At 32.5% G+C, this 24,888-nt stretch carries 25 protein-coding genes and 1 tRNA gene; 13 read left to right on the forward strand and 13 right to left on the reverse strand.

Annotated elements, in window-relative coordinates:
- Window positions 1-16: 16 nt before the first annotated feature.
- The 3 genes from GM3708_RS18510 to GM3708_RS08145 form a co-directional block, all read right to left on the reverse strand.
- Window positions 17-169 carry a lmo0937 family membrane protein gene (locus GM3708_RS18510; protein ID WP_144439298.1) on the reverse strand — a complete coding sequence of 51 codons (153 nt, stop codon included), beginning with the start codon at window positions 167-169 and terminating at the stop codon, window positions 17-19.
- Between the two features lie 66 nt (window positions 170-235).
- Entirely contained in the window at window positions 236-709 is a 474-nt protein-coding gene (locus GM3708_RS08140; protein ID WP_066345476.1) for a CsbD family protein, read from the reverse strand.
- A gap of 61 nt (window positions 710-770) precedes the next feature.
- Complete coding sequence (locus GM3708_RS08145) at window positions 771-953, reverse strand: CsbD family protein (RefSeq protein ID WP_066345477.1); 183 nt, start codon at window positions 951-953, stop codon at window positions 771-773.
- 495 nt (window positions 954-1,448) lie between these two features.
- Between GM3708_RS08145 and rlmD the strand changes: the two genes are divergently transcribed.
- Together rlmD and GM3708_RS08155 are read left to right on the forward strand one after the other, a co-directional pair.
- Complete coding sequence (rlmD, locus tag GM3708_RS08150; protein ID WP_066349379.1) at window positions 1,449-2,795, forward strand: 23S rRNA (uracil(1939)-C(5))-methyltransferase RlmD; 1,347 nt, start codon at window positions 1,449-1,451, stop codon at window positions 2,793-2,795.
- Between the two features lie 273 nt (window positions 2,796-3,068).
- Window positions 3,069-3,659, forward strand: coding sequence for a hypothetical protein (locus tag GM3708_RS08155; protein WP_066345478.1), 591 nt, complete (start codon window positions 3,069-3,071; stop codon window positions 3,657-3,659).
- 88 nt (window positions 3,660-3,747) lie between these two features.
- Here the strand turns inward: GM3708_RS08155 and GM3708_RS08160 are convergent, their stop codons facing one another.
- The 3 genes from GM3708_RS08160 to GM3708_RS08170 form a co-directional block, all read right to left on the reverse strand.
- Window positions 3,748-4,305, reverse strand: coding sequence for a hypothetical protein (locus tag GM3708_RS08160; RefSeq protein WP_066345480.1), 558 nt, complete (start codon window positions 4,303-4,305; stop codon window positions 3,748-3,750).
- Between the two features lie 160 nt (window positions 4,306-4,465).
- On the reverse strand, window positions 4,466-5,017 hold the full coding sequence (locus tag GM3708_RS08165; RefSeq protein ID WP_066345482.1) for an RNA 2'-phosphotransferase: 552 nt from the start codon (window positions 5,015-5,017) through the stop codon (window positions 4,466-4,468).
- Window positions 5,018-5,178: 161 nt separating this feature from the next.
- Window positions 5,179-6,174 carry a ribose-phosphate pyrophosphokinase gene (locus tag GM3708_RS08170; RefSeq protein WP_066345484.1) on the reverse strand — a complete coding sequence of 332 codons (996 nt, stop codon included), beginning with the start codon at window positions 6,172-6,174 and terminating at the stop codon, window positions 5,179-5,181.
- 395 nt (window positions 6,175-6,569) lie between these two features.
- On the opposite strand from GM3708_RS08170, the gene bioD reads away from it, so the two are divergent.
- Together bioD and larE are read left to right on the forward strand one after the other, a co-directional pair.
- Entirely contained in the window at window positions 6,570-7,235 is a 666-nt protein-coding gene (bioD, locus tag GM3708_RS08175; RefSeq protein ID WP_066345487.1) for a dethiobiotin synthase, read from the forward strand.
- A 158-nt stretch (window positions 7,236-7,393) separates the two neighbouring features.
- A complete protein-coding gene (gene larE, locus GM3708_RS08180; protein ID WP_066349380.1) occupies window positions 7,394-8,218 on the forward strand; it encodes an ATP-dependent sacrificial sulfur transferase LarE in 825 nt (274 codons plus the stop codon).
- Window positions 8,219-8,243: 25 nt separating this feature from the next.
- Here larE and GM3708_RS08185 read toward each other — a convergent pair whose 3' ends face one another.
- Genes GM3708_RS08185 through GM3708_RS08200 form a run of 4 tightly spaced genes read right to left on the reverse strand, consistent with a single transcriptional unit; the run spans window position 8,244 to window position 11,134 of the window.
- A complete protein-coding gene (locus GM3708_RS08185) occupies window positions 8,244-9,146 on the reverse strand; it encodes a lysylphosphatidylglycerol synthase domain-containing protein (protein ID WP_066345489.1) in 903 nt (300 codons plus the stop codon).
- 9 nt (window positions 9,147-9,155) lie between these two features.
- Window positions 9,156-9,587 (reverse strand): DUF6691 family protein, encoded by a 432-nt coding sequence (locus GM3708_RS08190; protein ID WP_066345491.1) that lies wholly within the window; start codon window positions 9,585-9,587, stop codon window positions 9,156-9,158.
- Between the two features lie 3 nt (window positions 9,588-9,590).
- Complete coding sequence (locus GM3708_RS08195; protein ID WP_066345493.1) at window positions 9,591-10,013, reverse strand: YeeE/YedE family protein; 423 nt, start codon at window positions 10,011-10,013, stop codon at window positions 9,591-9,593.
- A 20-nt stretch (window positions 10,014-10,033) separates the two neighbouring features.
- Window positions 10,034-11,134 carry a TRAP transporter substrate-binding protein gene (locus tag GM3708_RS08200; RefSeq protein ID WP_066345495.1) on the reverse strand — a complete coding sequence of 367 codons (1,101 nt, stop codon included), beginning with the start codon at window positions 11,132-11,134 and terminating at the stop codon, window positions 10,034-10,036.
- 375 nt (window positions 11,135-11,509) lie between these two features.
- On the opposite strand from GM3708_RS08200, the gene GM3708_RS08205 reads away from it, so the two are divergent.
- Window positions 11,510-11,582, forward strand: a tRNA-Thr gene (locus tag GM3708_RS08205).
- A 31-nt stretch (window positions 11,583-11,613) separates the two neighbouring features.
- On the opposite strand, the gene GM3708_RS08210 is transcribed toward GM3708_RS08205, so the two are convergent.
- Entirely contained in the window at window positions 11,614-12,462 is an 849-nt protein-coding gene (locus GM3708_RS08210) for a prephenate/arogenate dehydrogenase (protein WP_066345496.1), read from the reverse strand.
- A 155-nt stretch (window positions 12,463-12,617) separates the two neighbouring features.
- On the opposite strand from GM3708_RS08210, the gene GM3708_RS08215 reads away from it, so the two are divergent.
- Entirely contained in the window at window positions 12,618-13,202 is a 585-nt protein-coding gene (locus GM3708_RS08215) for a hypothetical protein (protein ID WP_066345497.1), read from the forward strand.
- Window positions 13,203-13,533: 331 nt separating this feature from the next.
- Window positions 13,534-14,136 (forward strand): class II aldolase/adducin family protein, encoded by a 603-nt coding sequence (locus GM3708_RS08220; RefSeq protein ID WP_066345498.1) that lies wholly within the window; start codon window positions 13,534-13,536, stop codon window positions 14,134-14,136.
- 179 nt (window positions 14,137-14,315) lie between these two features.
- Here GM3708_RS08220 and purL read toward each other — a convergent pair whose 3' ends face one another.
- Complete coding sequence (gene purL / locus GM3708_RS08225; RefSeq protein WP_066345499.1) at window positions 14,316-16,583, reverse strand: phosphoribosylformylglycinamidine synthase subunit PurL; 2,268 nt, start codon at window positions 16,581-16,583, stop codon at window positions 14,316-14,318.
- A gap of 374 nt (window positions 16,584-16,957) precedes the next feature.
- Here purL and GM3708_RS08230 point away from each other — a divergent pair, with 374 nt between their 5' ends.
- The 6 genes from GM3708_RS08230 to tsaB all read left to right on the forward strand — a co-directional run bounded on the left by GM3708_RS08230 (window position 16,958) and on the right by tsaB (window position 21,943).
- On the forward strand, window positions 16,958-17,587 hold the full coding sequence (locus GM3708_RS08230) for a methylthioribulose 1-phosphate dehydratase (protein ID WP_066345503.1): 630 nt from the start codon (window positions 16,958-16,960) through the stop codon (window positions 17,585-17,587).
- On the forward strand, window positions 17,584-18,147 hold the full coding sequence (locus tag GM3708_RS08235) for an acireductone dioxygenase (protein WP_066345505.1): 564 nt from the start codon (window positions 17,584-17,586) through the stop codon (window positions 18,145-18,147). Before GM3708_RS08230 ends, GM3708_RS08235 begins: the two co-directional genes overlap by 4 nt.
- A gap of 138 nt (window positions 18,148-18,285) precedes the next feature.
- The gene (gene mtnC, locus GM3708_RS08240) at window positions 18,286-18,978 is read left to right on the forward strand and encodes an acireductone synthase (RefSeq protein ID WP_066345509.1); all 693 of its coding nucleotides are present in this window, start codon (window positions 18,286-18,288) and stop codon (window positions 18,976-18,978) included.
- 298 nt (window positions 18,979-19,276) lie between these two features.
- A complete protein-coding gene (locus tag GM3708_RS08245) occupies window positions 19,277-20,419 on the forward strand; it encodes an FtsW/RodA/SpoVE family cell cycle protein (RefSeq protein ID WP_066349381.1) in 1,143 nt (380 codons plus the stop codon).
- 58 nt (window positions 20,420-20,477) lie between these two features.
- Window positions 20,478-21,308: a hypothetical protein gene (locus GM3708_RS08250; protein WP_066345511.1), complete on the forward strand. Its 831-nt coding sequence runs from the start codon at window positions 20,478-20,480 to the stop codon at window positions 21,306-21,308.
- 8 nt (window positions 21,309-21,316) lie between these two features.
- Window positions 21,317-21,943: a tRNA (adenosine(37)-N6)-threonylcarbamoyltransferase complex dimerization subunit type 1 TsaB gene (gene tsaB, locus GM3708_RS08255; protein ID WP_066345512.1), complete on the forward strand. Its 627-nt coding sequence runs from the start codon at window positions 21,317-21,319 to the stop codon at window positions 21,941-21,943.
- Between the two features lie 228 nt (window positions 21,944-22,171).
- On the opposite strand, the gene cphA is transcribed toward tsaB, so the two are convergent.
- The gene (cphA, locus tag GM3708_RS08260) at window positions 22,172-24,793 is read right to left on the reverse strand and encodes a cyanophycin synthetase (protein ID WP_066345513.1); all 2,622 of its coding nucleotides are present in this window, start codon (window positions 24,791-24,793) and stop codon (window positions 22,172-22,174) included.
- Between the last annotated feature and the right edge of the window lie 95 nt (window positions 24,794-24,888).

Below are 24,888 nucleotides of genomic sequence, written 5' to 3' on the forward strand. Positions count from 1 at the left end.
TGTATTTTTATATAACCTAAATTCTACGACCGATCATCAAATTGTAAATAATGCCGATAAGAGCTAAAACTAAAAGCAGATGGATTAAACTACCTCCAACGTTGATAGAAAATCCCAGTAACCATAGGATAACGAGAATACCAACACCAGTCCAAATCATGTTAAGCATTTTTCCCTCTTCAAAATAAATTTATTACTTATTACTTATTACTTATTACTTATTACTTATTACTTATTACTTATCTTTAATATCCTCGATGGCATTACGAGCATTACTTTCTAATTGTTTTGCTTTACCCATCAATTGATCTTGAGAATTGCCTGTAATATTACCAATGGCTTCTTGGGTTTTACCTTCAATGTTTTTGGCGACAGCTTGACTTCTTCCTTTTAAGCTCATACTATCTTTTATATCTAGGGCTTTATTCTGGACTTTACTTTCCACTTGTTTGGCTTTACCCATCAATTGATCTTTAGAATTACCTGTAATATTCCCGATAGCTTCTTGAGTTTTACCTTCAATATCTTTACCTATAGCTTTTGCTCTTTCACCCCATGCTATTTGATTACTTGGGGGATTTATTGATGAGATAAATAAGGTTGAAGCAAGACTATTATCAACCATAAAACCGAAAGCTGTAGCTGTTGAAATCATTAAAACTAAGCTAATTGCTACAAATAACTTACGGACTTGTTGAAATAAAATCATCTTATTCTCTATTACTAATTAGTGACTTATTACTCATTACTTATTAATACTTAAGTAATTACTAATCGATAGCTTTTTTTATTTCATCTTTGACATTTTCAATAGTATGCTTAACTTTTGCTTCTGTCTGTTTTGCTTTTCCTTCTGCTTGATTTTTAGGATCGCCAATAACATCTCCATAGGTCTCTTGAATTTTACCTTCAATATTTTTAGCAGTTGCTTTAACTTTATCTTCTAAACTCATGATTTTTTCTTAACTTATTTTTGTACAATTTAATTGAACAGTCAAGTTATTTTAATTATTTATGTTTAACATATTTTTAAAATAAAAATAATTAAGTTGCACACTAAAACTACTTTTTAAGCCTTATATAAATAATTAAATTAACTCGTTTCCATTTCATTATAGTCATTTTTTTATAAAATAGTATAAATATTTCTACCTATTAATTTTATTTTAAGTCAAGAGTATAGTAGCTATAGCTTATAATAATTGTTAAAAAAATATGTTGTTTATTAAATATAAAAGAAAGTTTAGTCATGTATTAATAAATCTAATTTATAATTAACTTCAAAAATATATTTATCTTATAATTATTTTGATATTTGCTCTAATTACTATTATTATTTAATAATATTTTTTTTTGATATTAAAGCCTAAAATGAATTTTTAATATTGAAGTAGATCCCAGAGCTTATAATTGAGGATAGATTTAAACAGATATAAGGTTTATCAATGATACAACAGGGCGAATTAGTAACTCTCGACATCGAAGACGTTAGCAGTGAAGGTAATGGTATCGGCAAGATTGATTCACAGGTAGTTTTTGTACCAAATACCGTGACTGGCGATCGCATTTCTAGTCGGATTGTAAGAGTTAAGAAAAAACACGCAGAAGGAAAATTAGAAACCATCGAGAAAGAGTCAAGTTACCGTATTCGCCCTCGTTGTATAGTCGCTGATAAATGCGGAGGTTGTCAGTGGCAACATATCGATTATGAATATCAACTCAAAGTTAAACAGAATCAAGTAAAAGAAACTTTAACTCGCATCGGTGGATTTAGTGATTTTGCAGTGGAAACCATTTTATCTGATGATGATTTAGGTTATCGTAATAAGGTCAACTATCCTTTGGGAGTAGCAGAAAATGGAAATATTAAGGCAGGATATTATCAACATAACACCCATCAAATTGTTAATATTAATCAGTGTCCCATACAAGACGATCGCCTAAACCCATTATTAGCGGAAATTAAACAGGATTTACAAAAATTAAAAATACCGATTTATGACGAAAAAACCCGTAAAGGTGCATTACGTCATCTTTGTTTTCGTATCGGTAAAAATACAGGGGAAATTTTATTAACTCTGATAAGTGCGCAAGTTAGTAATGCCGTCATCGAAAAACAAGCCCAAATTTGGTTACAACGTTATCCTAATTTAGTTGGTGTTTGTTTGAATCATAACCCTAGTGCTACTAATGTTATTTTTGGTAAAGAGACTGATTTATTAGCAGGAAGACTTTATCTTAACGAAATTTTTGCCGGTTTAACTTATCATTTACGCCCAGAAACATTTTTTCAAGTTAATACTAACGTTGCTGAAGCATTATTTAATCAGGTTTTAAGCCAATTAAATTTACAGGGAAATGAAGTCGTTGTAGATCTTTATTGCGGAATAGGTACATTCACACTACCGATCGCCAAAAAAGTAAAACAAGTAATTGGTATAGAATCTTATAACCTTTCCATCGAACAAGCTAATCGTAACGCAGAAGTCAACGACATTCAGAATGTGAAATTTATTCTCGGAGAATCAGAAATTATTTTTCCTGAAATTGATGAAAAACCTGATTTAGTCATTCTCGATCCTCCTCGCAAAGGTTGTCAACCTCAAGTTATTGAAACTTTACTGGTAATAAAACCTCAAAAAATCGTTTATATTAGTTGTCACCCTGCCACCCTTGCCAGAGATTTACAACAGTTATGTAGAAATAATGATTATAAATTAACTTTTGTACAACCTGCGGATTTATTTCCCCAAACTCCTCACGTAGAAACTGGTGTGATTCTCGAACTTCAATAAAATATAAGGTGGATATTACCCCAATGGATTTTTAAAATTGGGCTAATGAATAAAATTAAAGTGATCTTTTTCGGCTTAAAATAAAAAAGGTCACTTGTTTTATTTAAAACAAATATGATAATTAATATTTAGTTTAATCCCCATTTTAGATATTTTAGCGTGTATTATATACACTGAAGGATGTGCTGAGTTTACGCAATTACTTGAAGAAGATTGTAATGTTTTAGAAGGGTGTGCTGGTAGTGGATTTTAAATATTAATAAATTGGAAAAAATGAGTTATCCTCAGGGGTGGAAAAAATTTTGTAGTTGGCGTAAAGAAGTTTCCGTTGAATTGTTGCCAAATCATCTTAATATGTCAGAATTGAATCGTTTTGCCGCCCGTTTTCGGTTAGCTAAATCCTATGAAGGTTTAATAATGAAAGACTATCCAGATGCTTCTACTTTAGCTTATGGCAGTGTTTTTGGTCTTTTTCTGACTTATTCAGCTTTTGAACAATTATATAAAGCATTAGGTAGTCCAAATAGAGTAATTGTAAGGGAATGGGCTATTAATGATGAGACTATTGCGAAAAAACTGCGTAAATCGACTAAAATTCTTAGTTTTATCGAAAAAAAAGTCGATTCTGATCAATTACGTTCAAGAATAAAACAATTTAATCAAAAAGAACATAATAATATTTTAGTAATAGCTCAAGCAGTTCGGCATTTAGTAGCCCACGGCATGATGAGTATTCATTCTGGTAATGTTAAACCAAACACGGTTAAAAATTTCTGCGATTTACTCACTTATGCTGTGGAAGAAAAAACCCAATTTTGTTTTGATGAATTAGTTTTATCTTTGTGCAATATATACTTAAAATAAAGTATATTTTCTTATTTATTCTAACTCTCCTTGATTAATATTTGTTTGAAATTCATAACCGTTCAGGATTTTTACCTCTTAATCCAAATTATTTGACAATATATTTAACGTTTTTAAGAATTAACCAATTAATGGTACGATCATCTACCTGACGAACACGATATTCTCCCATAGGTATTTCTAAATCAATAACCTGTGTACGTCCCATTTGTGGCTCATTAGAATACAAATGACCTATTAAAGTTCTTTCTTCTCCTTCCATCAAATGTTTGCTAACTTTCTTTAAAGCCTTCTCAATTTCTTCATAACTTAAAGGATTTCCAGTCTCATCTTTAATGGCATTTAATAATTTATCTTTAACTTCTTTATCCTTAACTTGCTTGTTGAAGTTGACTGTAAAAACGTTATTTCCAGCTTGTTCTAAAATTTCTTTAATTTCAGTACGAGTAACTACTTTTTCATTCTTATATTGACTAGCTGAGTGCATTCCTAAAGCTATCAATTCTTTATCAACATTACTTTCCTTACCTTTATCATCAACTAAAGCAACGGTTTTAGGATTAACTTTAATTACTTTATAGTATTGGATTTCACTAAGATAATCCCCAACTGCTAGTTTTTCTGTGTCAATACTAATTTTTGCCATCTTTTTTTACCTTAATTTATATTATTATTGCTAATTAATAGACTTGTGAAGTTTTTTATAATAAACTATTCTCTCTCTTGAATATCATGAGGAATCGGCTCAGTAATTCAATAAAAAATTTGTATAAATTCATTTTGTTCTCCAGAATGCCTACAAATAATCAAAACACCATCAAGTAATTAGCAGGTACAAAATCTACCAACCAAACTCCATTATCAGAAATATAAAAAAGATAACCGTTTTTATGCATTGATAAAGCATTAATCTTCAAAATAACCAGTTTTCCTTTTCTTTGTCCAACTTTTTTGGCTGTCTCTATATCTGACGATAAATGCACATGATGACGAGACATTTTTAATAAACCTTCTTGAAAAATAGAATCAATAAATTGTTTTCCAGTGCCATGATAAAGAATTGACGGTGGAATTTCTGGTTTTAAATCTAAATCAATCTTAATACTATGCCCTTGGTTTGCTCTAATTTTTGTGCCTGTTTTGTCAAAACTAAACCTGTTTTTATCACTAGATATAACTACTTCTTTTAATTCTGATTTAGTAATAGAAAAATTATTTACCTTACAAATGAATAATAATTCTTCAACGTCAACCCACCCTTGACTATCTATATTTAATCCAATTTCTAAAGGTTTATGTCTTAAATATTTACTTAAAAATTTACTGATAGTAACTAATTTATTCTCATTTTTATCCATGGCAAAATATCAAGATTTAAAAACAAGGGATCGAAAAATTGGCTTTTTTCATGGTTGATATACTTGAAAAACTCAACGATAAATTAATTACTTAAAAGCGATCGCCTAACACCTATTAAGGATAATTCGATCGCTTTTAAGATTATAATATTTAGAAATGATTAACGAAACATAATACTTACAGAACTATCTTCATGAATACGCCAAATCGTTTCTCCCAGAAGATTCGCTACAGATAAAACCTTCAATTGAGAGAAATAATTATCAAGGGGTATAGGAATAGTATTTGTAACAATTACTTCTTCAAACACTTCACTAGAAAGACGTGACACCGCAGGACCTGAAAATACGGCATGAGTAGCACAAGCATAAATTTTATTTGCCCCTTCTTTTTTCAAAAGTCTTGCACCTTCTAATAAAGTACCCGCAGTATCAATCATGTCATCGACTAATACAGCATTTTTACCTTTTACATCACCGATAACATTCATTACTTCAGCTACATTATGGGCTTGACGACGTTTATCGATAATTGCTAACGGTGCATCATTGAGTTTTTTTGCAAAGGCTCTAGCTCTAGCTACACCACCAACATCAGGAGACACAACTACGAGATCTTCTAGGTTTTTATGGGTCAAATAATCTAAAATGACAGGAGAACCATAAACATGATCTAAAGGAATATCAAAATAGCCTTGAATTTGGGCAGAATGCAAATCCATCGCTAAAACTCGATGTGCTCCTGCTTTTGTAATCAAATTGGCAACTAATTTGGCAGAAATAGATTCTCTACCTGCTGTTTTGCGATCGGCTCTAGCATAAGAGTAATAAGGAATTACTGCTGTAATTTGCCGTGCTGATGCCCGACGACAAGCATCGATCATGATCATTAACTCCATCAAATTATCATTGACAGGATTACAACAAGGCTGTATTAAATACACATCACAACCCCGAATAGATTCTTGAATTTGGACGTATAACTCACCGTCAGCAAATCTTTTACGAATCATTGGTCCTAAATCCATGCCTAAATAACGAGCAACTTCCGTCGCTAAACCGATATTGGCTGAACCAGAGAACAATCTTAAACGGTTATTATCCGATGCTTGTTGTTGTAACATCGGACTGAGTGTTAAAGTGGCAGAATGACTCACAGCAGATTCTTTAACCTCTTAATATTGAGTACTAATTTATTGATTTGTTTTACCGTTCACAAAAATCGTTGAAAACGAAATTTATGTTTTGAAAGGTTAATTAACTTTTAACAAGTCGCATTCAAGGCATAAACGGCAATGCCTTTAAATTGCAGTTATCAAAAGCATTTAATTTGGCTTTTTTTAACTTTAACCTTTTATTTCAAAAGATACTTTAACTTTACCATTATAATCTACAATACGGTTCAACTTTTTGCTTATTTTTTCTTATACATTCTCTAGTTATTTGTATTAACTTTAAACTATACTTTTGTGCAAGTCTTAGAAATAAAAGATAAATAAACAGAATTTTTTTGTATCATGGATTACTTTATTTTAATTTTATCACAAGTCTTATGAAAACTCTACTAATTGCAGGAACGGATACAGATGCTGGAAAAACTATTATTACTACTGCTTTGAGAGCATATTATCAAGAATATTTTTCTGATTTGAGTATAGGTTTAATCAAATTATTACAAACTGGTAAACAAGGAGATGCAGAGTTTTATCAACAGTTTTTTGATGATGTAATTATTCCTTTAAGATTCGATGCACCAGTCGCACCGCCCATAGCCGCAGATTTGGAGGGTAAATCAATCGATTTAGAGATTATTAGGCAAAATTTACTTAAATTACAAAATCTCAAGGATTTAGTGTTAGTAGAGGCATTAGGGGGTTTAGGAAGTCCGATTACCCATGAGCTAACCATTGCAGATTTAGCAGGAAGTTGGCACTTAGAAACTATTTTAGTCGTTCCTGTGAAATTAGGTGCGATCTCCCATACTGTGGCTAATGTTGCCTTAGCAAAACATCATCAAGTCAAACTCAAAGGTATTATTTTTAACTGTGTTAATCCTTGTAGTGAAGAAGATATAAATAATTGGACACCAAAAAAATTAGTAGAATCTTTAACGAAAGTACCAGTCTTAGGTTATTTCCCTTATCTCAAAAATATGGATAATTTATCTGATTTAGCTCAAATTATGGCTAATTTTTTTAATATAAACCACATATTCTAATATCTTACGAAGTTATTAATTACTGTTTAGAAATTATCAATTATTATTACCATTGCAAGAGTGCCTGATTACTGAAAACTAATAGCTAACACTTCTAAAAATCTTACTACCCCCATAGTAGGATTGCTATATTATGAAAAAATAGAATTAAGAAGATGATAATTCAAGAAAAACTCAATCAACTACGCAGTATTTTTGAAGAAATGGATACGGCTTTAATTGCTTACTCTGGAGGAATTGATAGTACTTTAGTGGCAAAAGTTGCTTTTGATGCTTTAGGAGATCGTAGTATGGCTATCACTGCAGTATCCCCTTCTCTTTTACCTGAAGAATTAGATGATGCACAACAACAAGCACAAATAATTGGTATCAAACATGAATTAATTGAAACCGAGGAGATGAATAATCCTAATTATACTTCTAACCCCGTTAATCGTTGTTATTTTTGTAAAAGTGAATTACACGATAAACTGAAACCCTTAGCTATTGAAAGAGGCTATCTTTACGTTATTGATGGGGTTAATGCTGATGATTTACAAGATTATCGCCCGGGTATTCAGGCGGCAAAAGAAAGAGGTGCAAGATCTCCTTTAGCAGAAATTGGTATAACAAAGGCAGAAATAAGAGAAATGACTAAAATATTGGGCTTACCATGGTGGGATAAACCGTCTCAACCCTGTTTATCTTCTCGTTTTCCTTACGGGGAAGAAATTACCTACGAGAAATTATATCGTGTCGGCAGAGCTGAAATTTTCCTGCGAAAAATGGGTTATAGTAATCTGAGAGTGCGCTCCCATGGTGACACGGCAAAGATTGAGTTGTTACCTGAGCAAATCAATGATTTTGTGTTGAAAACTAATCTTAGTGAAGTTGTTACTCATTTTCAATCATTAGGTTTTACCGATGTAACTCTCGATTTAGAAGGGTATCGTAGTGGTAAACTAAATCAAGTTATTTTCTCTCCACAGGAAGTTAAAGCATAAAAAATTGAGTTGACATATATGTTATTCATTTTTCATTACTAAAAAAGGCGATTCCAGCAGTAATTAATTCGGCTAAAATACTGCTAATACGGAATAGTGCAATGACTATTAAAACGATTTCAGAAGGGAAAAAAGAATGATTAAAAGTAGCAATAATTGTAGTTTCAAAAACACCAATCCCTCCAGGCGCACCAGGAATAATTAAACCTAATAGCCATGCAAAACTAAAACCACTTAATACTTGAGGAATTAAATTTATTTTTACTGGCATAAATGCTAATAAAATTGATAAAAAAGCTAATCCTCTTAATAATAAAAAAACAACTTCTCCTAATAACGGTAATAGAGGATATTTGGTTAATTTAGCACTTTCTTTACTTCCTTTACTGGTTGCTAATTTACTTAAAATAGGGTTAAGAATTTTTGGTTGAATAACTATTAAAGTTATCAGAATAATTATCAATTCTACCAGAAAAATTAAAGGAGAAAAATTAATATCTATAACACCAATACCAACACTAATAATAGTAATTAATAAAGCAGCAACCGCCATTAATAAAGGTTCGATCAAAACACTAACAGTTGCAACTCCTAAACTATCACCCTTATTTTGAATGGCTTTGACTCTACCGAAAAAATGCCAAATATTGCCAGGAAGATATTTACTAATATTAGTAATTAGATAAATTTTAACTGCTTTTAAGCCTTGTAATTGAGTTTGAAAAATTCCTAAAATCCATGTCCAAACCCAAGCTGAAAAAGTATGTGCAATAATATTTAAAAATAAGCTTAATGTTAACATCAACCATGTAAATTGAGTAAACTTAATGCCAATAACTTCTCGCCAATTATCTTTAAAAGTAGAGATGATAAAAAATAAAGTTACCCCTAAAATTAGCCATCGTAAAAACTGTTTAACTAACTTCATTAATTCAATTTATTTTGAAAGCTTTGATTGTGTTAGGAATTGAAAAGTAAAAGAACCACCAATAAAAGCTAAAATGAAGATAATAGGATTAAGATTAAGTTGGACTAAGGAAGTAATAGCAGGTCCTGGGCAAAATCCCGAAATTCCCCAACCAATACCGAAAATCATAGCACCTAATATTAATTTAGCATCTATATCATTACGTTTAGGTAGATAAAATTGTTTATCAAAAATCGGATGTTTTAAAGACAAAATAAATCTAAAAGTTATTAATGTTACTCCCACCGCACCTCCTAAGACAAACATCAAAGTTGTATCCCATTTACCCGTAACATCGAGAAAACCGATCACTTTTTCTCTGTCTATCATTTGAGATACTGATAATCCTAAACCAAAAAGTAAACCACTAACTAAAGCTATTAAATTTTGTTTATTGTTCATTTTTTAACCTATCATATGCTTGAGAATATAAACTGTTACCATACCCGATGCTAAAAAACTAATTACGGCTGTAAGTGATCGCACTGACAATCTTCCTAAACCACAAACACCATGACCGCTAGTACAACCGTTTCCCATTCTCGTGCCAAAACCTACTAAAAAACCCCCCATAATCATTGCCATTAAGTCAAGATTATATCTAGGAGTATTGGGTAAAGGTAATAAATATTCATAAATTAAACCACCGATTAACATTCCACCGAGGAAATACCAGCGCCATATTTGAGATGTGGCAAATTCTAATGCACCATTAATCATACCGCTAATACCAGCAATTCTTCCATTAAAGACTAATAAAATAGTTGCACTGATACCAATTAAAATACCCCCAATTAAGCCATTTATCCAATTTGATTCTATTTCCATGATTCTTATTTACTGGATTTTTAATTATTTGCCATAAAATTAGTGAAACTTAACTCATTAATAATATTCCATTTTGTTATACCGTCTTTAAAGGCTTTCCAAGGTTCATAAATTGCCTTAAAGTTAGCATCTTTAGACGCATTACTCTCATAAATTTCTAAAGCGACTTTTTGTGCTTCTATCATAATATCTTGAGGATAAGCCACTAATTTTGTACCTCCTTCAATAAGAGTAGCTAAAGATTTTTGATTAAGGAAGTTATATTGTGCCAACATATTAAGATTGGAAGATTTTGCCGCCGTCATCAACATATTTTGATACTCTAAAGGTAGTTTTTCCCAAGCAGACTTATTTACTAATAAATCTAAAGTTGGTCCAGGTTCCCACCATCCGGGATAATAATAATATTGTGCGGCTTTATTTAAACCTAATTTTTCATCATCGTAAGGTCCTACCCATTCTGCGGCATCAATAGCTCCTCTGTCAAGAGCAAGGAAAATTTCGCCACCGGGCAAAACTTGAACATTTACTCCTAATTTTGACATAACTTCCCCTCCCAACCCCGGAATACGCATCTTTAAACCCTTCAAATCCCCAAGAGATTTTACTTCCTTTTTAAACCATCCCCCCATTTGTGCCCCTGTATTTCCTGCGGGAAAGTTGATAATATTAAATTCACTATAAACTTTTTGCATAGCTTCTAATCCTCCTCCATGATATAACCATGCGTTTTGTTGTTCAGCAGTTAACCCAAAAGGTAATCCTGTGGCAAAAGCAAGAGCAGGATTTTTTCCTATATAATAGTAACTAGCTGTATGTCCACATTCTACTGTTCCATTTTGCACGGTGTCTAATACTTCTAACCCTGGCACAATTTCCCCCACTGCATAAGGTGTAATGGTGAATTTCCCGCCACTCATTGCTTTTACGCTTTCACAGACTGTTTGCACACCACCAAAGATAGTATCTAAAGACTTCGGCCAACTCGTAACCATACGCCACTTTACCTCAGGAAGACTATTAGCGATTACGGTAGATTGATTTTGACTTTGACAGGAGACTAAAGTTGCAGAAGTTACGGCACTAATTCCCGCATTGGTTAAAAATTGTCTTCTTTGCATTGATTTTAAAAGTAGGTAGAGTAGGCTAAATTAATGATAAATTTTATTTTTCTTAAACTTAGATCTTGTTGGTTAAGGTAGCCCATAGGTAATAGTGGAAAAAATAGACCTTAACTACAGAAAAATTGATTTTCTCTTTTTGTCTATTGTGTATGAATATACTAATATAAGATCTAAATTAAATCCATAATAAGGGGTTTAAACCCTTTGCTTTGCCTTAAATTGCTAGATATGATTAATTTGCCTAAATAATTGTAAATATTCGGTAAAAAAAATAATTATCATAGAAAGAGAAAAAAGATAAAGTAATTTATTTAAAAATACTAATTATTTATTATGACTTGTTTATGTTATAATATTAAGCTAGGTAAAATTGCTACCTTAGCTCAATTGGCAGAGCAATTCATTCGTAATGAATAGGTTGTCGGTTCGATTCCGATAGGTAGCTTTGATTTTTTGTGTCAAACTAACAAATAGAATTAATCTTGAAAATCAATAAAACTAGGTCTTTCTTGATGACTTTTCTTTAAAATTATCTCTAATTCTTCCCATTTTTCTTGTTCAATATTACTAATAATATCTTGTAAATTTTGTTGATATTCTATTAAACTAATTAACAATTGTTCACGGTTATATTTTGCCATCATTAACCCTAATTCCACATTTCCTCCTCCCACTCTGCTGGTATCTTTAAATCCTGAACTTGCCAAGTTTTGGGCTAACTTTACTACTTCTTGATTATGATTCTTAACGCAACTATTGATCAAATTTGCACTTATCATTACTGGTAAATGAGAAATCCATGCCACTGCTTGATCATGTATTTCTGGCGTCGAAGTATATACTTTACAACCTAGCGATCGCCATATTTCTGAAACTTTATTCATGGCATCCATAGAAGTATTTTTCACAGGAGTTATTACACAAGGAGCGTTTTGAAATAAATTAGATTCAGCCGCTTCAATACCTTGATTTGTCGTTCCTGCCATGGGATGACTACCCACAAAGTTCTTCCATAATTCTGTAGCTTTATGGGAGATTGCTCCTTTCACTGAGCCTACATCAGTAATAATCGTACTTGGACGCAAATAATTAATTATGCTCTCAATAGTGGGTAAAATTGCCGCTATAGGAGTACAAATAAAAATTAGATCTGTTTGCTCTAAAACTGAAAAATCAACACTAGCATCTGTAACTATCTGTTTTGCTAAAGCGATGTTGCAAGTGCTGAGTTGACGAGAAACTCCGATAACATCGTAACCTTGACGAGTCAAATCTAAACCTAATGAGCCCCCTATTAAACCTAAGCCAATAATACCTATTTTCATAATTGATGATAAATAATTACAAGATCAGATTATAGTCTTATCCTCTTTGAAGTTTTAATTATCAAATATTAATTTTTTTAGTAATATTCTTTTTTTTCTTTCTATTAATGATAGAAATAGTTTAGATTCTTAATTAAATAAATCTATATTTTAAAATGACAGAAAAATTAAGTTTTTATTTCCCAGAATCACAGTTAAATATTTTACATCTTGTAAGTGCGATCGCATGGTCTGATGGTGATTTAAGTACTGAAGAAAGTGATGTCTTGATAGAACAGTTTAAAGCAAATTTGCCAACAGATCCAGAGCCGATAGTTTACTTAGACAATAATATAACCTTATATGACTCTTTTTCTCCTAGTGCTAATCCTCTAATTTATGAACAAATACAAGCCAGAATGGAAGCGGAATCAGCTTTTAAAGACATACTTGAGAGTTATAAAAACAATCCTGTGCCTTTAGAAGATTTAGTTGCACCAATAAAAACCATAGAAGATCGCTCATTGGCAGTAAAATTAGCTTATATGGTAGTCAAAGCTAGTCCTGATGAAGAGGGAAATTTAATTTGTCCTCAAGAAAAAGCGGTTTATCGTAAATTAATTCAATTATTAGAAATGAATAGTGATTTGGTGCAAAAAATAGAATGGGAAGCAGACAAAAAATTAGAAAAATTCCAACATCCTTTTAAAGCATTTATCGATAATTTGAAAGATATTTTGCTAACAAAAATTGAACTTTAATAAAATTATAAATAAGGGGTGTACTATATTTCCTTAAATTAAAAATAATAATCTATGGTTATTGACAAAATTAAAAGATTAAATAAGCAGAAAAACTATAATTATGGAAATTACTATATTAGACAAAACTAAGTTAAAAAAACGCACAAAAAGAGGTTTTACTAAATGATATACAAAAAATAGTGCTTTTATTAGTAGCAATATTTTTTGAAGACACCTCATAATCTTATTGTATAAATTGCTATAAAAATTATATCTTAATATCGAAATAAAAACTTATCGATAACGTTGGGTTTTATTTTTCCACTTAATCTATCATCATAAAATTTTAATGAGTAATTCCCGTAATATTGATGAGGGTATAATTAAATTTAATTGTCAATGGATTAAACAACCTTTGTCAATTGCTGTACCTGATGAACTATTAACATGGCGTGATCGAATGTATAATCTTAAACTTATCGGACATTATCATGATATAAATATTGGCTATGGTAATATCAGTATCAAAACTCCTCAAGGAATCTTGATTTCAGGTACACAAACAGGTAATATTTACCCCATTCAACCACAACATTTTACCCTAGTTACAGATTATGATCTTGAGAAAAATACCGTAGTTTGTCGAGGATTAATTAAGGCTTCCTCAGAATCCATGACACATATCGCCGTTTATCAATGCGATAGCTCGATCAATGCTATTATTCATATTCATAATCTTCAGTTGTGGAAAAATTTACTTAATAAAATCCCTACCACAAAAAAAGAAGTTGCCTATGGCACACCAGATATGGCAAAAGAGATATTTCGTTTATTTGTAGAAAGCAACGTTAAGCAAAAAAAAATCCTTGTAATGGCGGGGCATGAGGAAGGAATTATAACCTTTGCTTCTTCTGTTGAAAGTGCAGGAAATTTACTGCTTAGTTATTTATAGTAATAAATGGGATAGTGAGAATAAACAAATTGTTGTGAAAGGCAATGAATGGGTGATAGAGAAATATCCAATCCTACCCTTTTTTTGCTACATAATCAATATTAGAATTTATGCACCACAAATGAATTTAAGGTGAATAATACTAGATTTTTTTACTCAACCCCCAAATATACTTATTTTTATAGTCTTTTTTCGATGGCTTTTTCCCAAGTATCAGTTACAATTTGAATATCTAAATTAATTAAATTATTAATACTTAAAATAGTTGATTTTACTACCCCAATTTTTTGCCAATCATTGCCTAGTTTTTCCGTTAATAGTGTTTCCCATTGAGCTTTATTTTCAGGATTAATTGACACAATAATTAAACTTGCTAATTCACCAAACAAAACATTATCTAAACGAGCATTTATTGCAGGTAAAGTAACTTGACAACCTAACTTCCCACTAATAGAAGATTCCGCTAAAGCCACGGAAATTCCGCCTTCAGTAACATCATGGGCAGATTTGAGCAAACTTTTACTAATTCCTTCACGACAAACTTCTTGCACTTTTTTTTCTAAGTGATAGTCTAATTCTGGTGGTTTTCCTGCTACAGTGTTATGAATTGTTGCTAAATATTCTGACGCACCTAAATTAGGATTAAATTTACCTAAAAGATAGATTAAATCCCCTTCTTGTTGCCAACCTTGCCCACAAATTTTCTCGATGTCAGATATTAAACCCACCATACCTATCACAGGGGTAGGGTAAATGGGTTGAGGATTGCCTTCGCTGTCTATAGTTTCGTTATATAAAGATACGTTTCCACCCGTCACAGGAGTATTAAATTCTCGACAAGCCTCAGAAATTCCTTGACAAGCATGATGTAATTGCCAGTAACCGACGGCTTTTTCTGGACTTCCAAAGTTCAGATTATCAGTAATAGCAATAGGTTGTGCCCCAACACAACTTAAGTTACGAGCGGCTTCAGCTACTGCTAATTTTGCTCCCAAATTAGGATCTAAATATACATAACGAGGATTACAATCAGTAGTCGCAGCGATGCCAGTTGTTGCTAATTCTGGTTTTCCGTTTACGGGGCGTACTCTGATAATAGCCGCATCTGCTCCCCCCGGAAGCATTACGGTATTATTTTGGACTTGATGATCATATTGACGATAAATCCATCTTTTTGAAGCTATAGAGGGAGTATCAAGAAGTTTTAGCAGAATTTCTTCCCAATTTTGATTATTGACACCACTTTCTTCAACTTTTGCTAATTCTGCTTCTGTCCATGACCATGCTTTCGTAGCATATTCTGGTGGATTTGTCAAGACTTCGTGATGATAAATTGGCGTATTATCAGCTAACGCAGTGGATGGCACTTCTGCCGCAACTTTTCCTTGATGTAAAATTCTGACAACTTGTTCGGGTATTACTTCACCAGCTACTACAGCATGAAGTCCCCATCTTTCAAAAATATCAATTAATTCTTGTTCTCGTCCTTTCTCTCCTACAAAGAGCATTCTTTCTTGGGATTCTGATAGGAGATACTCATAGGGTATCATGGCTTTTTCACGGGCTGGAATCTTGTCCAAATCTAACTCAATGCCAACGCCTCCTTTTGCTGCCATTTCTGAAGTTGAGCAAGTAATCCCCGCCGCTCCCATATCTTGGGCTGCAACTACCGCACCCGTTTTAAAGGCTTCTAAACAGGCTTCTATTAAGGATTTTTCCAAGAAAGGATCTCCTACTTGTACTGCAGGTCGATCGTCTAATGATTCATCCGTCAATTCTGCACTGGCAAAACTTGCTCCTCCCATGCCGTCTCTGCCTGTCGTCGAACCAACATACAAAACAGGATTGCCAATGCCAGAAGCCCCTGATTTAACTATTTCATCAGTTTCCATCAAGCCTATTGCCATGGCATTAACAAGGGGATTACCACTGTAAGCGGGGTTGAAATAGACTTCACCACCAACGGTTGGCACACCAACACAGTTACCATAGTGTGATATACCTTCTACAACTCCTTTAAAAATTCTTTTGGTGTGAGGATTATCTAAATTGCCGAAGCGCAATGAGTTTAAAATAGCAATAGGGCGTGCTCCCATGGTAAATATATCTCTTAAAATGCCTCCGACTCCTGTGGCGGCTCCTTGAAATGGCTCGATGGCGCTAGGATGATTATGAGATTCTATTTTAAATGCTACTCTCAAACCGTTACCAAAATCCACAACTCCTGCATTTTCTCCAGGTCCCACTAATATGCGATCGCCATCGGTAGGAAATTGTGATAGTAAAGGCTTGGAGTTTTTATAACAACAATGTTCTGACCACATTACCCCAAACATCCCTAATTCGGCTTTATTGGGATGTCTGCCTAATCTTTTAACGATGTCTTCATATTCAGCAGGTTTAATGCCTTCAGAGGCGATTTCTTGAGGGGTAAAGGGTACGGGCATATTTTCTCTACGTTATTTAACTTAATAATAATATATCAGCACCTTTAATAATTAACAACTAAAAGTTGAGTAAATAAAGAAATTTTTAGTATTATTTATTTTTCACTTCGTTAATTTATGGAAATCTTTAAAAGATAGAGAAAATAATAATTAACAAGTTATAATAATCTATCTTTACTGAAAAATTAATTAAAAAAAATCCCATATCAATTACTTAATTCAAATTAAAACTGATAAAGATTCATAGGTATTTTATATGTTAATATTTGATAAATATAAACAAAATTAAGACTTTTTATTTTTTTTGTATTTTATTAGATAAAATTAGTTAAAATATTGTTTTTTAGTTAGATAGATAAAAAGGATTTGTTACATTGACTTATTGCCAACGAGATTTAAACATCGCCATTGAGAGCATTCTTGAAACAGCTAATTTTCTCAATCGTCAAGGTTGGACTCCAGCCACCAGTAGTAATTTTTCTCAAAGGTTAGATAATAATTATTGTGCTATTACTGTGTCGGGTAAGCATAAAGGCAAATTAACCCCTGATGATATTATGGTAGTGGATTTGCAAGGAAAACCCCAAGACGAGAAAAAACCTTCGGCGGAAACTCTTCTTCATACCAGCCTATATGCCTGGAATCCTAACATTGGATCAGTTTTACATACTCATTCCCTTAATAGTACGTTACTCACTCTCTTAACAAATAATACTTCTTGGGAATTAGAAGATTATGAGTTGTTAAAAGCTTTTTCGGGAATTTCTACCCATGAAAGTGCGATCAAAATTCCTATTTTTGCTAATACTCAAGATATAGCTAGTTTAGCCGATGAAGTTATAGAATATCTGCACCAAAGAATTCCTTGCTGGGGTTATCTAATTCGAGGACATGGAGTTTATACTTGGGGTAAGGATATGCCAGAAACCCTAAGACATTTAGAAGCACTTGAATATTTAATACAATGTGAATTAGAACTTATGCGCATTAGAGGTAAATTATGACTGCATTAAAAATATTTGATGATAATAACCCCAATATACCTATTTTTGATAGTAACACCGTTTCTGAAGCAGATAAAATTGAGAAAATTAGTCACAAATTAAAACAAATTGGGATAAGATTTGAACAGTGGCAAACTATCCAAAATTTAATATCAGGTGCAACTCAAGAAGAGGTTTTGAAAGCCTATAAATCTGAAATTGATCAATTAATCAATGAAGAAGGATATGTAACTGTTGATGTGGTTAGTTTAACTAGCGATAATCCTAATAAATCGGCTTTTCGAGAAAAATTCTTAAATGAACATACCCATAGTGAAGATGAAGTCCGTTTTTTTGTAGATGGTGAGGGTTTATTTAGCTTACATATCGATAATCAAGTGTTTGAGATATTGTGTAGTAGAGGTGATTTAATCAGTGTACCCGCAAATACTCGTCATTGGTTCGATATGGGCGAGAATCCTAATTTTACAGCTATTCGTTTTTTCAACAATCCTGAAGGTTGGGTAGCGAATTTTACGGGAAGCGACATTGCTAGTCAGTTTTCAAGATTAGAGAATTAATGAAATTTTAACTCTAATTTGTCCCTGAATTAAGGGACTTTTCCCCTCGTTTGAAAAATTTGATGGCTTTAGTTAAATTCCAATAATTTTATACATAAATTAAATTTATTTAAAATATTCATTTATTTAACAATTTCTATGATTAAAACAATTTTAACGGATATTGAAGGTACAACCAGTTCTATTAATTTTGTCCATGATATTTTATTTCCTTATGCTTATGATAGAATGTATGATTTTTTAGCTGAAAATTGGGATCATGAGCAGGTAAAAAAAGCTCTATTAGAAATAGCGAAATTGGAAAATTTAGTAGATTATAATCATGAACAAATAACTACTATTTTACAAGATTGGATAAAATGCGATCACAAAATTAAACCTTTAAAAGACCTACAAGGTATAATCTGGGAAGAAGGTTATAAAAATGGTGATTATTCCTCTCATGTTTATCCAGATGCCTACGAAATGTTATCATTATGGCACAGTAAAAATATTCCTATTTATATATATTCTTCAGGCTCAATTTATGCTCAAAAATTATTTTTTGGACATTCAGAATATGGTAATTTATTAGCTTTATTTAGTGGTTTTTTTGATACTAATATTGGTAATAAAAAAGAGCCTCAATCTTATATTAACATTGCGAACAATCTTAACTTAAACCCTCATGAAATTATTTTTTTATCTGATGTAGAAGATGAGGTAAATTCAGCGTTATCTATCGGCATGAAAACTGTCTGGATAATAAGAGAAGAAAAAGCATTTAAAGAGAAAAAAAATAGCAACTCTCCCCATCAAATTGTTAATAATTTTCAGTTAATCAATCTATAAAAAACTGTTCTAAAAGTTGTTAAGTTCTCTAAATTCTACTCAATAAGTGAAATGAAGGAAGATTTTAGATAAAATTGAGACTTTTTAAACCGTTTCTGAGGTTAAGGGGCAAAGGATTATAATAATCTTATTTTTCTGATTTAATCAATAATTAACTTTTTTTAATAATAAAAACCCAGTGTATATATTATTTTATTTCAGAGGAAAAATAATTACTAATTTTTAATTCTTAACTCTCAATTACTAATTATGTTATCCTAAAAAATTGGCTAAAATAACATTTATTTTTTCTATGGATATTTTTCGTTATTTAATCCCATTTTATCAACCTGATATTGATCAATGGTCATTAGAAGCAAGATTATTGCGGTGGCTGACTTTTGTATGGTTATTAATTGGTTTAATCGCTTTATTTTCAGCTTCCTATGCCGTTGGGTTGGATGAATCTAACGATGGTTGGTTTTATTTTAAACGTCAAGGATTTTGGATGATTATAGGTTTAATTTGCTTCAAAATTGTGACGGAATTACCCTTAAAAATAATTCTCAAGTTTTCTCCTTGGTGTTATCTTGTAGCATTAATTTTAATTATTGGCACAGTGGTAGGTTTAGGGCAAAATGTAAATGGTGCAGAAAGATGGATAGCCTTAGGACCAATTCAAATTCAGCCTTCAGAATTACTCAAACCTTTTTTAGTTTTACAAGGTGCGACTATTTTTGGCAGTTGGCAAAGGCAACCTTGGCGAATTAAAGGTGCATGGCTAGGTATTTTTGCTTTTACTTTAGCCTGTATTTTAAAACAGCCAAACTTAAGTACAACAGCATTGTGTGGGATGACTTTATGGCTAATGGCTTTGGCTGGAGGTTTACCTTATATACAATTATTGGCTACGGCAATGATGGGTATGGTTACAGCCGCCCTTAGTGTAGCTATCAATCCTTATCAATTAAGACGGATTGTATCATTTATAGATCCATGGCAAGACGCAAGGGGAGATGGTTATCAATTAGTACAAAGTTTACTCGCAATTGGATCTGGTGGCGAATTGGGTGTTGGTTTTGGAATGTCTCAACAAAAATTATTTTATTTACCTTTCCAATACACGGACTTTATTTTTGCCGTTTTTGCTGAAGAATTTGGCTTTGTAGGTAGTATCATTTTAATTTTAATGGTGGTAACTTATGCAACGGTAGCTTTTCTTGTAACTCTAAGATGTACTCATCCCATTAAACGTTTGGTAGCAGTGGGAGTAATGGTTATTTTAGTAGGACAATCTTTACTGAATATAGGAGTAAATACAGGATCTTTGCCTACTACAGGTTTACCTTTTCCCTTTTTAAGCTATGGTGGTAGTTCTGTTATGAGTAGTTGTATTTTAGCAGGATTATTAATTAGAGTTGCTATCGAAACTTATCAACAAGAAATAATTTTAAATAATTAATTGCCTATAAAATGTTTATTTTTTAACCTTGTTTATAACAATAACATTCTGACTTTATATGATAGAAAAGAAAAATGTTTCTAATGCTAATCAAGCTATTGAAACTTATATTGAAAGAGTGACAGAATTAAGTCAATTAGGACAAAAAATTCCTACCAATGAAGAGTTATTAACTATCGCTTCAGAATTGGGTATTAGTGATAAAGAAATTGCTTCCGCACAAAAACAATCCCAAGCTCATTTTATTCGGGCACAAGGTTATGTTACTCTTCGTCATTGGGACGATGCTATCTTAGAATTAGAAGAGGCTTTGGCTTTTAATCCCTTTAATTTATCTATGTTGCATTTATTAATTAATGCTTATTTAGGAAGATGGAAAGCAAAGCATAATAAACAAGATGAAGAATTAATAAAATTTAGGGTCAAACAGTGTTTAGAAATTCAACCTGATGATCAAGAATCATTAAAATTATTAGCAAAATTAGATCAATTAATTAATAATTATAAATATCAATTATGGGGTATTACTGCTTTTAGTTTAATAGCAATTGGTTCAGGAATAGGCTTCTTTTTGCTCAATAATATTTCTCTCAATTTATTTTCTCAAAATGATAAAAAAATACAGAGTGTTAAAGAAGAGTTATTTAAAGAAATTAAACAATTAAAAGATGAACAAAAAATACTATATGATCAATTGTCAGAAAAAGTGAAAATTCAAGAAGAGATAGATAAAGATTCTCAGTTACAAATAGAAATTTTAAAAAATGAAGTGCAAAAATTAAATCAACAAAATCAGGAATTAAATAATAAACTTAATAACCAACATAAATCCATTCCTGACGTTAAATCACCAAAAATCAACAATAAAACTGAAACTAAATCACTATAATAATCATAATGAAACAAGGACTAGCTCTACATACTACTAGCGGAGAATTAGGAGTTGCTATTATTAATAATCAAGGAGAATATCGTTTTAATTCTTGGGATTTAGGGCGAGATTTAGCTAATAATTTACATGAAAAACTTATCGAATTTTTACCGCCTTTACTGTGGCAAGATTTAGAGTTTATTGCCATAGCAAAAGGACCTGGTAGTTTTACCAGTACAAGGATAGGAGTCGTTACAGCAAAAACTTTAGCCCAACAGTTAAATATTCCCATTTTTGGTATTTCTACTTTAGAGTCTTTAGCTTGGTATTACGGCAAAAAAGAGATAAATAATCCTATTTTAGCGGTAGAAATGAAGGCTAATAATGAGGAAGTTTTTGGGGCTATTTATCAATTTTCCGTATCGATGAATGAGTTATCAAATATTATCCCAGATCAATTATTAAAACTTGAAGAATGGGAAAATTTAGTTATAGAATATAAGAGTAAGTTTGACAATAATTTTAAATTAATAAACACACCAGAAAAATTAGCTTTTACCACTGAAACTTTACTAGAAATTGTTTTATTTCGCATTAAAAATGGTGAAGATTTAAACCTTAATAATTGGCAAATTTTAATTCCTTTTTATTAATTATCCCGAAATATTAACCCTCACCCAAGCTTTTCCCTAAGACGATGAGAGCTTTTTTTATAATAATTGATTTATTAATCAAAAAAACAGACTAAAACACTCTAAAATTTGATGATGGCGATCGCTCAGCACCAGTTCATATACAGTTTTGCTGTGCTTTTCCTATCGCCATGAAATAAAAATAAAAATTTCCTAATTGATGAGTATATTTTATTGCTAATGGAAAATCTAAAAATTAGACTGATATTTTTCAATCATAGCGATAGAACGACTAACGCTTTCAGGAAAAATCACAACTAAGCCGTCTTTATTAATCTTTTTCAATCCCTTATCAATGGCTTCAGTTTCGTTGAGGATGACATCATAACTAGCTTCAGGATTTTGAGATATAATACCTTTAACAATTAAATCCGCTACAGTACCTCTATCTCTACCTCGATTATCATCATCTTCTTTGACAATAATGTGATCAAAAATTTCACAGGCTATTTTACCTAATAAGATCAAATCTTCGTCTCGTCTATCCCCAGGTCCTCCAATTACCCCTAAACGATCGCCTTTCCAGTTTTTGACAAATTCTCCAACAGCAAGATAACCAGCAGGATTATGAGCGTAATCAATCAGTACAGAAAAATCTTGAAGATCAAAAAGATTCATTCTGCCGGGGGTTTGATTTGCACCGGGGTTAAATGTACGTACTCCCTGACGAATCAACTCAATATCTGTACCATGAACAAAAGCGGCTAAACAGGCGGCTAAAGCATTGGCAATCATAAATGGAGCCATACCTTTCATGGTGATGGGTATATTTTCTGCTTTTTCAATCCTTAAAGTCCATTCTCCTTCAAAAATAGAAAGATAGCCATTTTCATAAATAGCCGCCATACCATTACGGCGTAAATGATCAATCAAAATCGGATTATTGGCACTCATAGAAAAATAAGCAATTTTACCCTTGACATTTTGAGCCATTTGTGAAACTAAAGGATCATCGGCATTTAAAACGGCATAACCATCAGCATTAACAGATTCAGCAATGACTCCTTTTACTTTCGCCATTTGTTCGATAGTGTTAATATCTCCTAAACCTAGATGATCTTCGGCTACATTTAGTACTACGCCGACATCACAACTATCAAAGGCTAAACCCGATCTTAATATTCCACCTCTGGCACACTCTAACACTGCTACTTCTACGGTAGGATCTCTTAAAATAACCCCAGCACTTAAAGGACCTGTGTTATCTCCTTTTTCTACCATATAATCCCCTAAATAAATACCATCAGTACTGGTATAGCCTACAACCTTTCCCGTTTGACGATAAATATGAGCTAATAATCGAGTGGTAGTGGTTTTACCATTCGTACCTGTTACTGCAAGAATAGGAATACGGCTGGATTTTTGATTAGGAAAGAGCATATCTAACACAGGAGCGGCTACGTTACGGGGCAAACCTCGACTAGGGGCAACGTGCATCCGAAATCCGGGGGCTGCGTTTACCTCCACGATAACTCCATCTACTTCTTTTAACGGCTTGGTAATATCAGCAGTAACCACATCAATTCCCGCTATATCTAAACCAATAATTTTGGCAACTCTTTCAGCTATCCAAACATTTTCTGGATGTATTTCATCTGTACGATCAATAGCAATGCCACCAGTACTCAAGTTAGCTGTTGCTCTTAAATAAGCGATTTCCCCTTCTTTTAAGACGGTATCCATCTCGAAACCTTGTTTTTTCAGCACCCCTAAAGAAGTACGATCAATGCTAATTCTGGTTAAGACATTATCATGTCCATCTCCTCGATCAGGATGTTCGTTAGTTTGTTCGATTAACTCCTCAACGGTAGAATATCCATTGCCAATGACATGAGCAGGTATTCTTTCGGATACGGCAATCAGTTTACCATTGATAACTAAAATGCGATGATCATTACCTTTATAATACCTTTCTACAATCACAGCTCTAGTTTTAGATGCCGCATTTGCCATTTCGTATGCATCTTCTGCCTCTTGATAACTATTAATGTCAATGGTAATGCCTCTACCATGATTTCCGTCTAAAGGTTTGAGGACAATGGGATAACCTCCTACATCGGCAATGGCATCAGCTAGTTCATCTAAATAATAAATAACTGTTCCTTTTGGTACGGGAACACCTGCTTCTGCTAACGTAGTTTTAGTTCCTTCTTTATCACAAGCTAATTCTACTCCTAAAATACTGGTTTTATTACTTAAAGTTGCTTGAATACGCTGTTGATTCGCTCCATAGCCTAGTTGTACCATCGCTCTAGCACTAAGCAACATCCAAGGAATTTGTCGAGCTTCGGCTTCTTTGATAATCGTCTCTGTGGAAGGACCTAACGCCGAATTTGCCCGTAAATCTTTTAAATCTGCTAAATCTTGAGCTAATTCTTCCGCTGCATAGTTTCCTGTGGTGATTATCGAGTTACACAGTCTTACTGCCGCTCTACCAGCATATCTTCCCGCTTCTTCATAAACGTACTCAAAAACCACGTTATAGACTCCAGAGGTCGCAGTTTCTCGGGTACGACCAAAACCGACAGGCATTCCCGCTAATTCTTGTAACTCAAGGGCAATATGTTCGATAATATGCCCCATATATGTTCCTTCTTGTACTCGTTCCAAAAATCCACCACGATGATCTCTAGAACAAAAGTGTTCTATCAGGGATGGTAATACTTTCACTAATCCTTCATAGAATCCAGGTATGAGGTTTGATGGTTTTTCGGCTATATCTTCTAAATCAAGACGCATTTGAATGAGTTTTTGTCTTCTTATACTCCAATAGTTTGGACCACGTAAGGTTTGTGTTTTAAGGATTTTCATGGTTTTTCTCGCTTTTAGAAGGTACTGAGGTTGAGAGGCATTTTTTAGTGTCTCGTTTTTATTCTTGATTTAACTGTTCACTTTGAACATTTTTG

Origin of the sequence: Geminocystis sp. NIES-3708 (assembly GCF_001548095.1) — a bacterium.
Classification (GTDB): Bacteria; Cyanobacteriota; Cyanobacteriia; order Cyanobacteriales; family Cyanobacteriaceae; genus Geminocystis.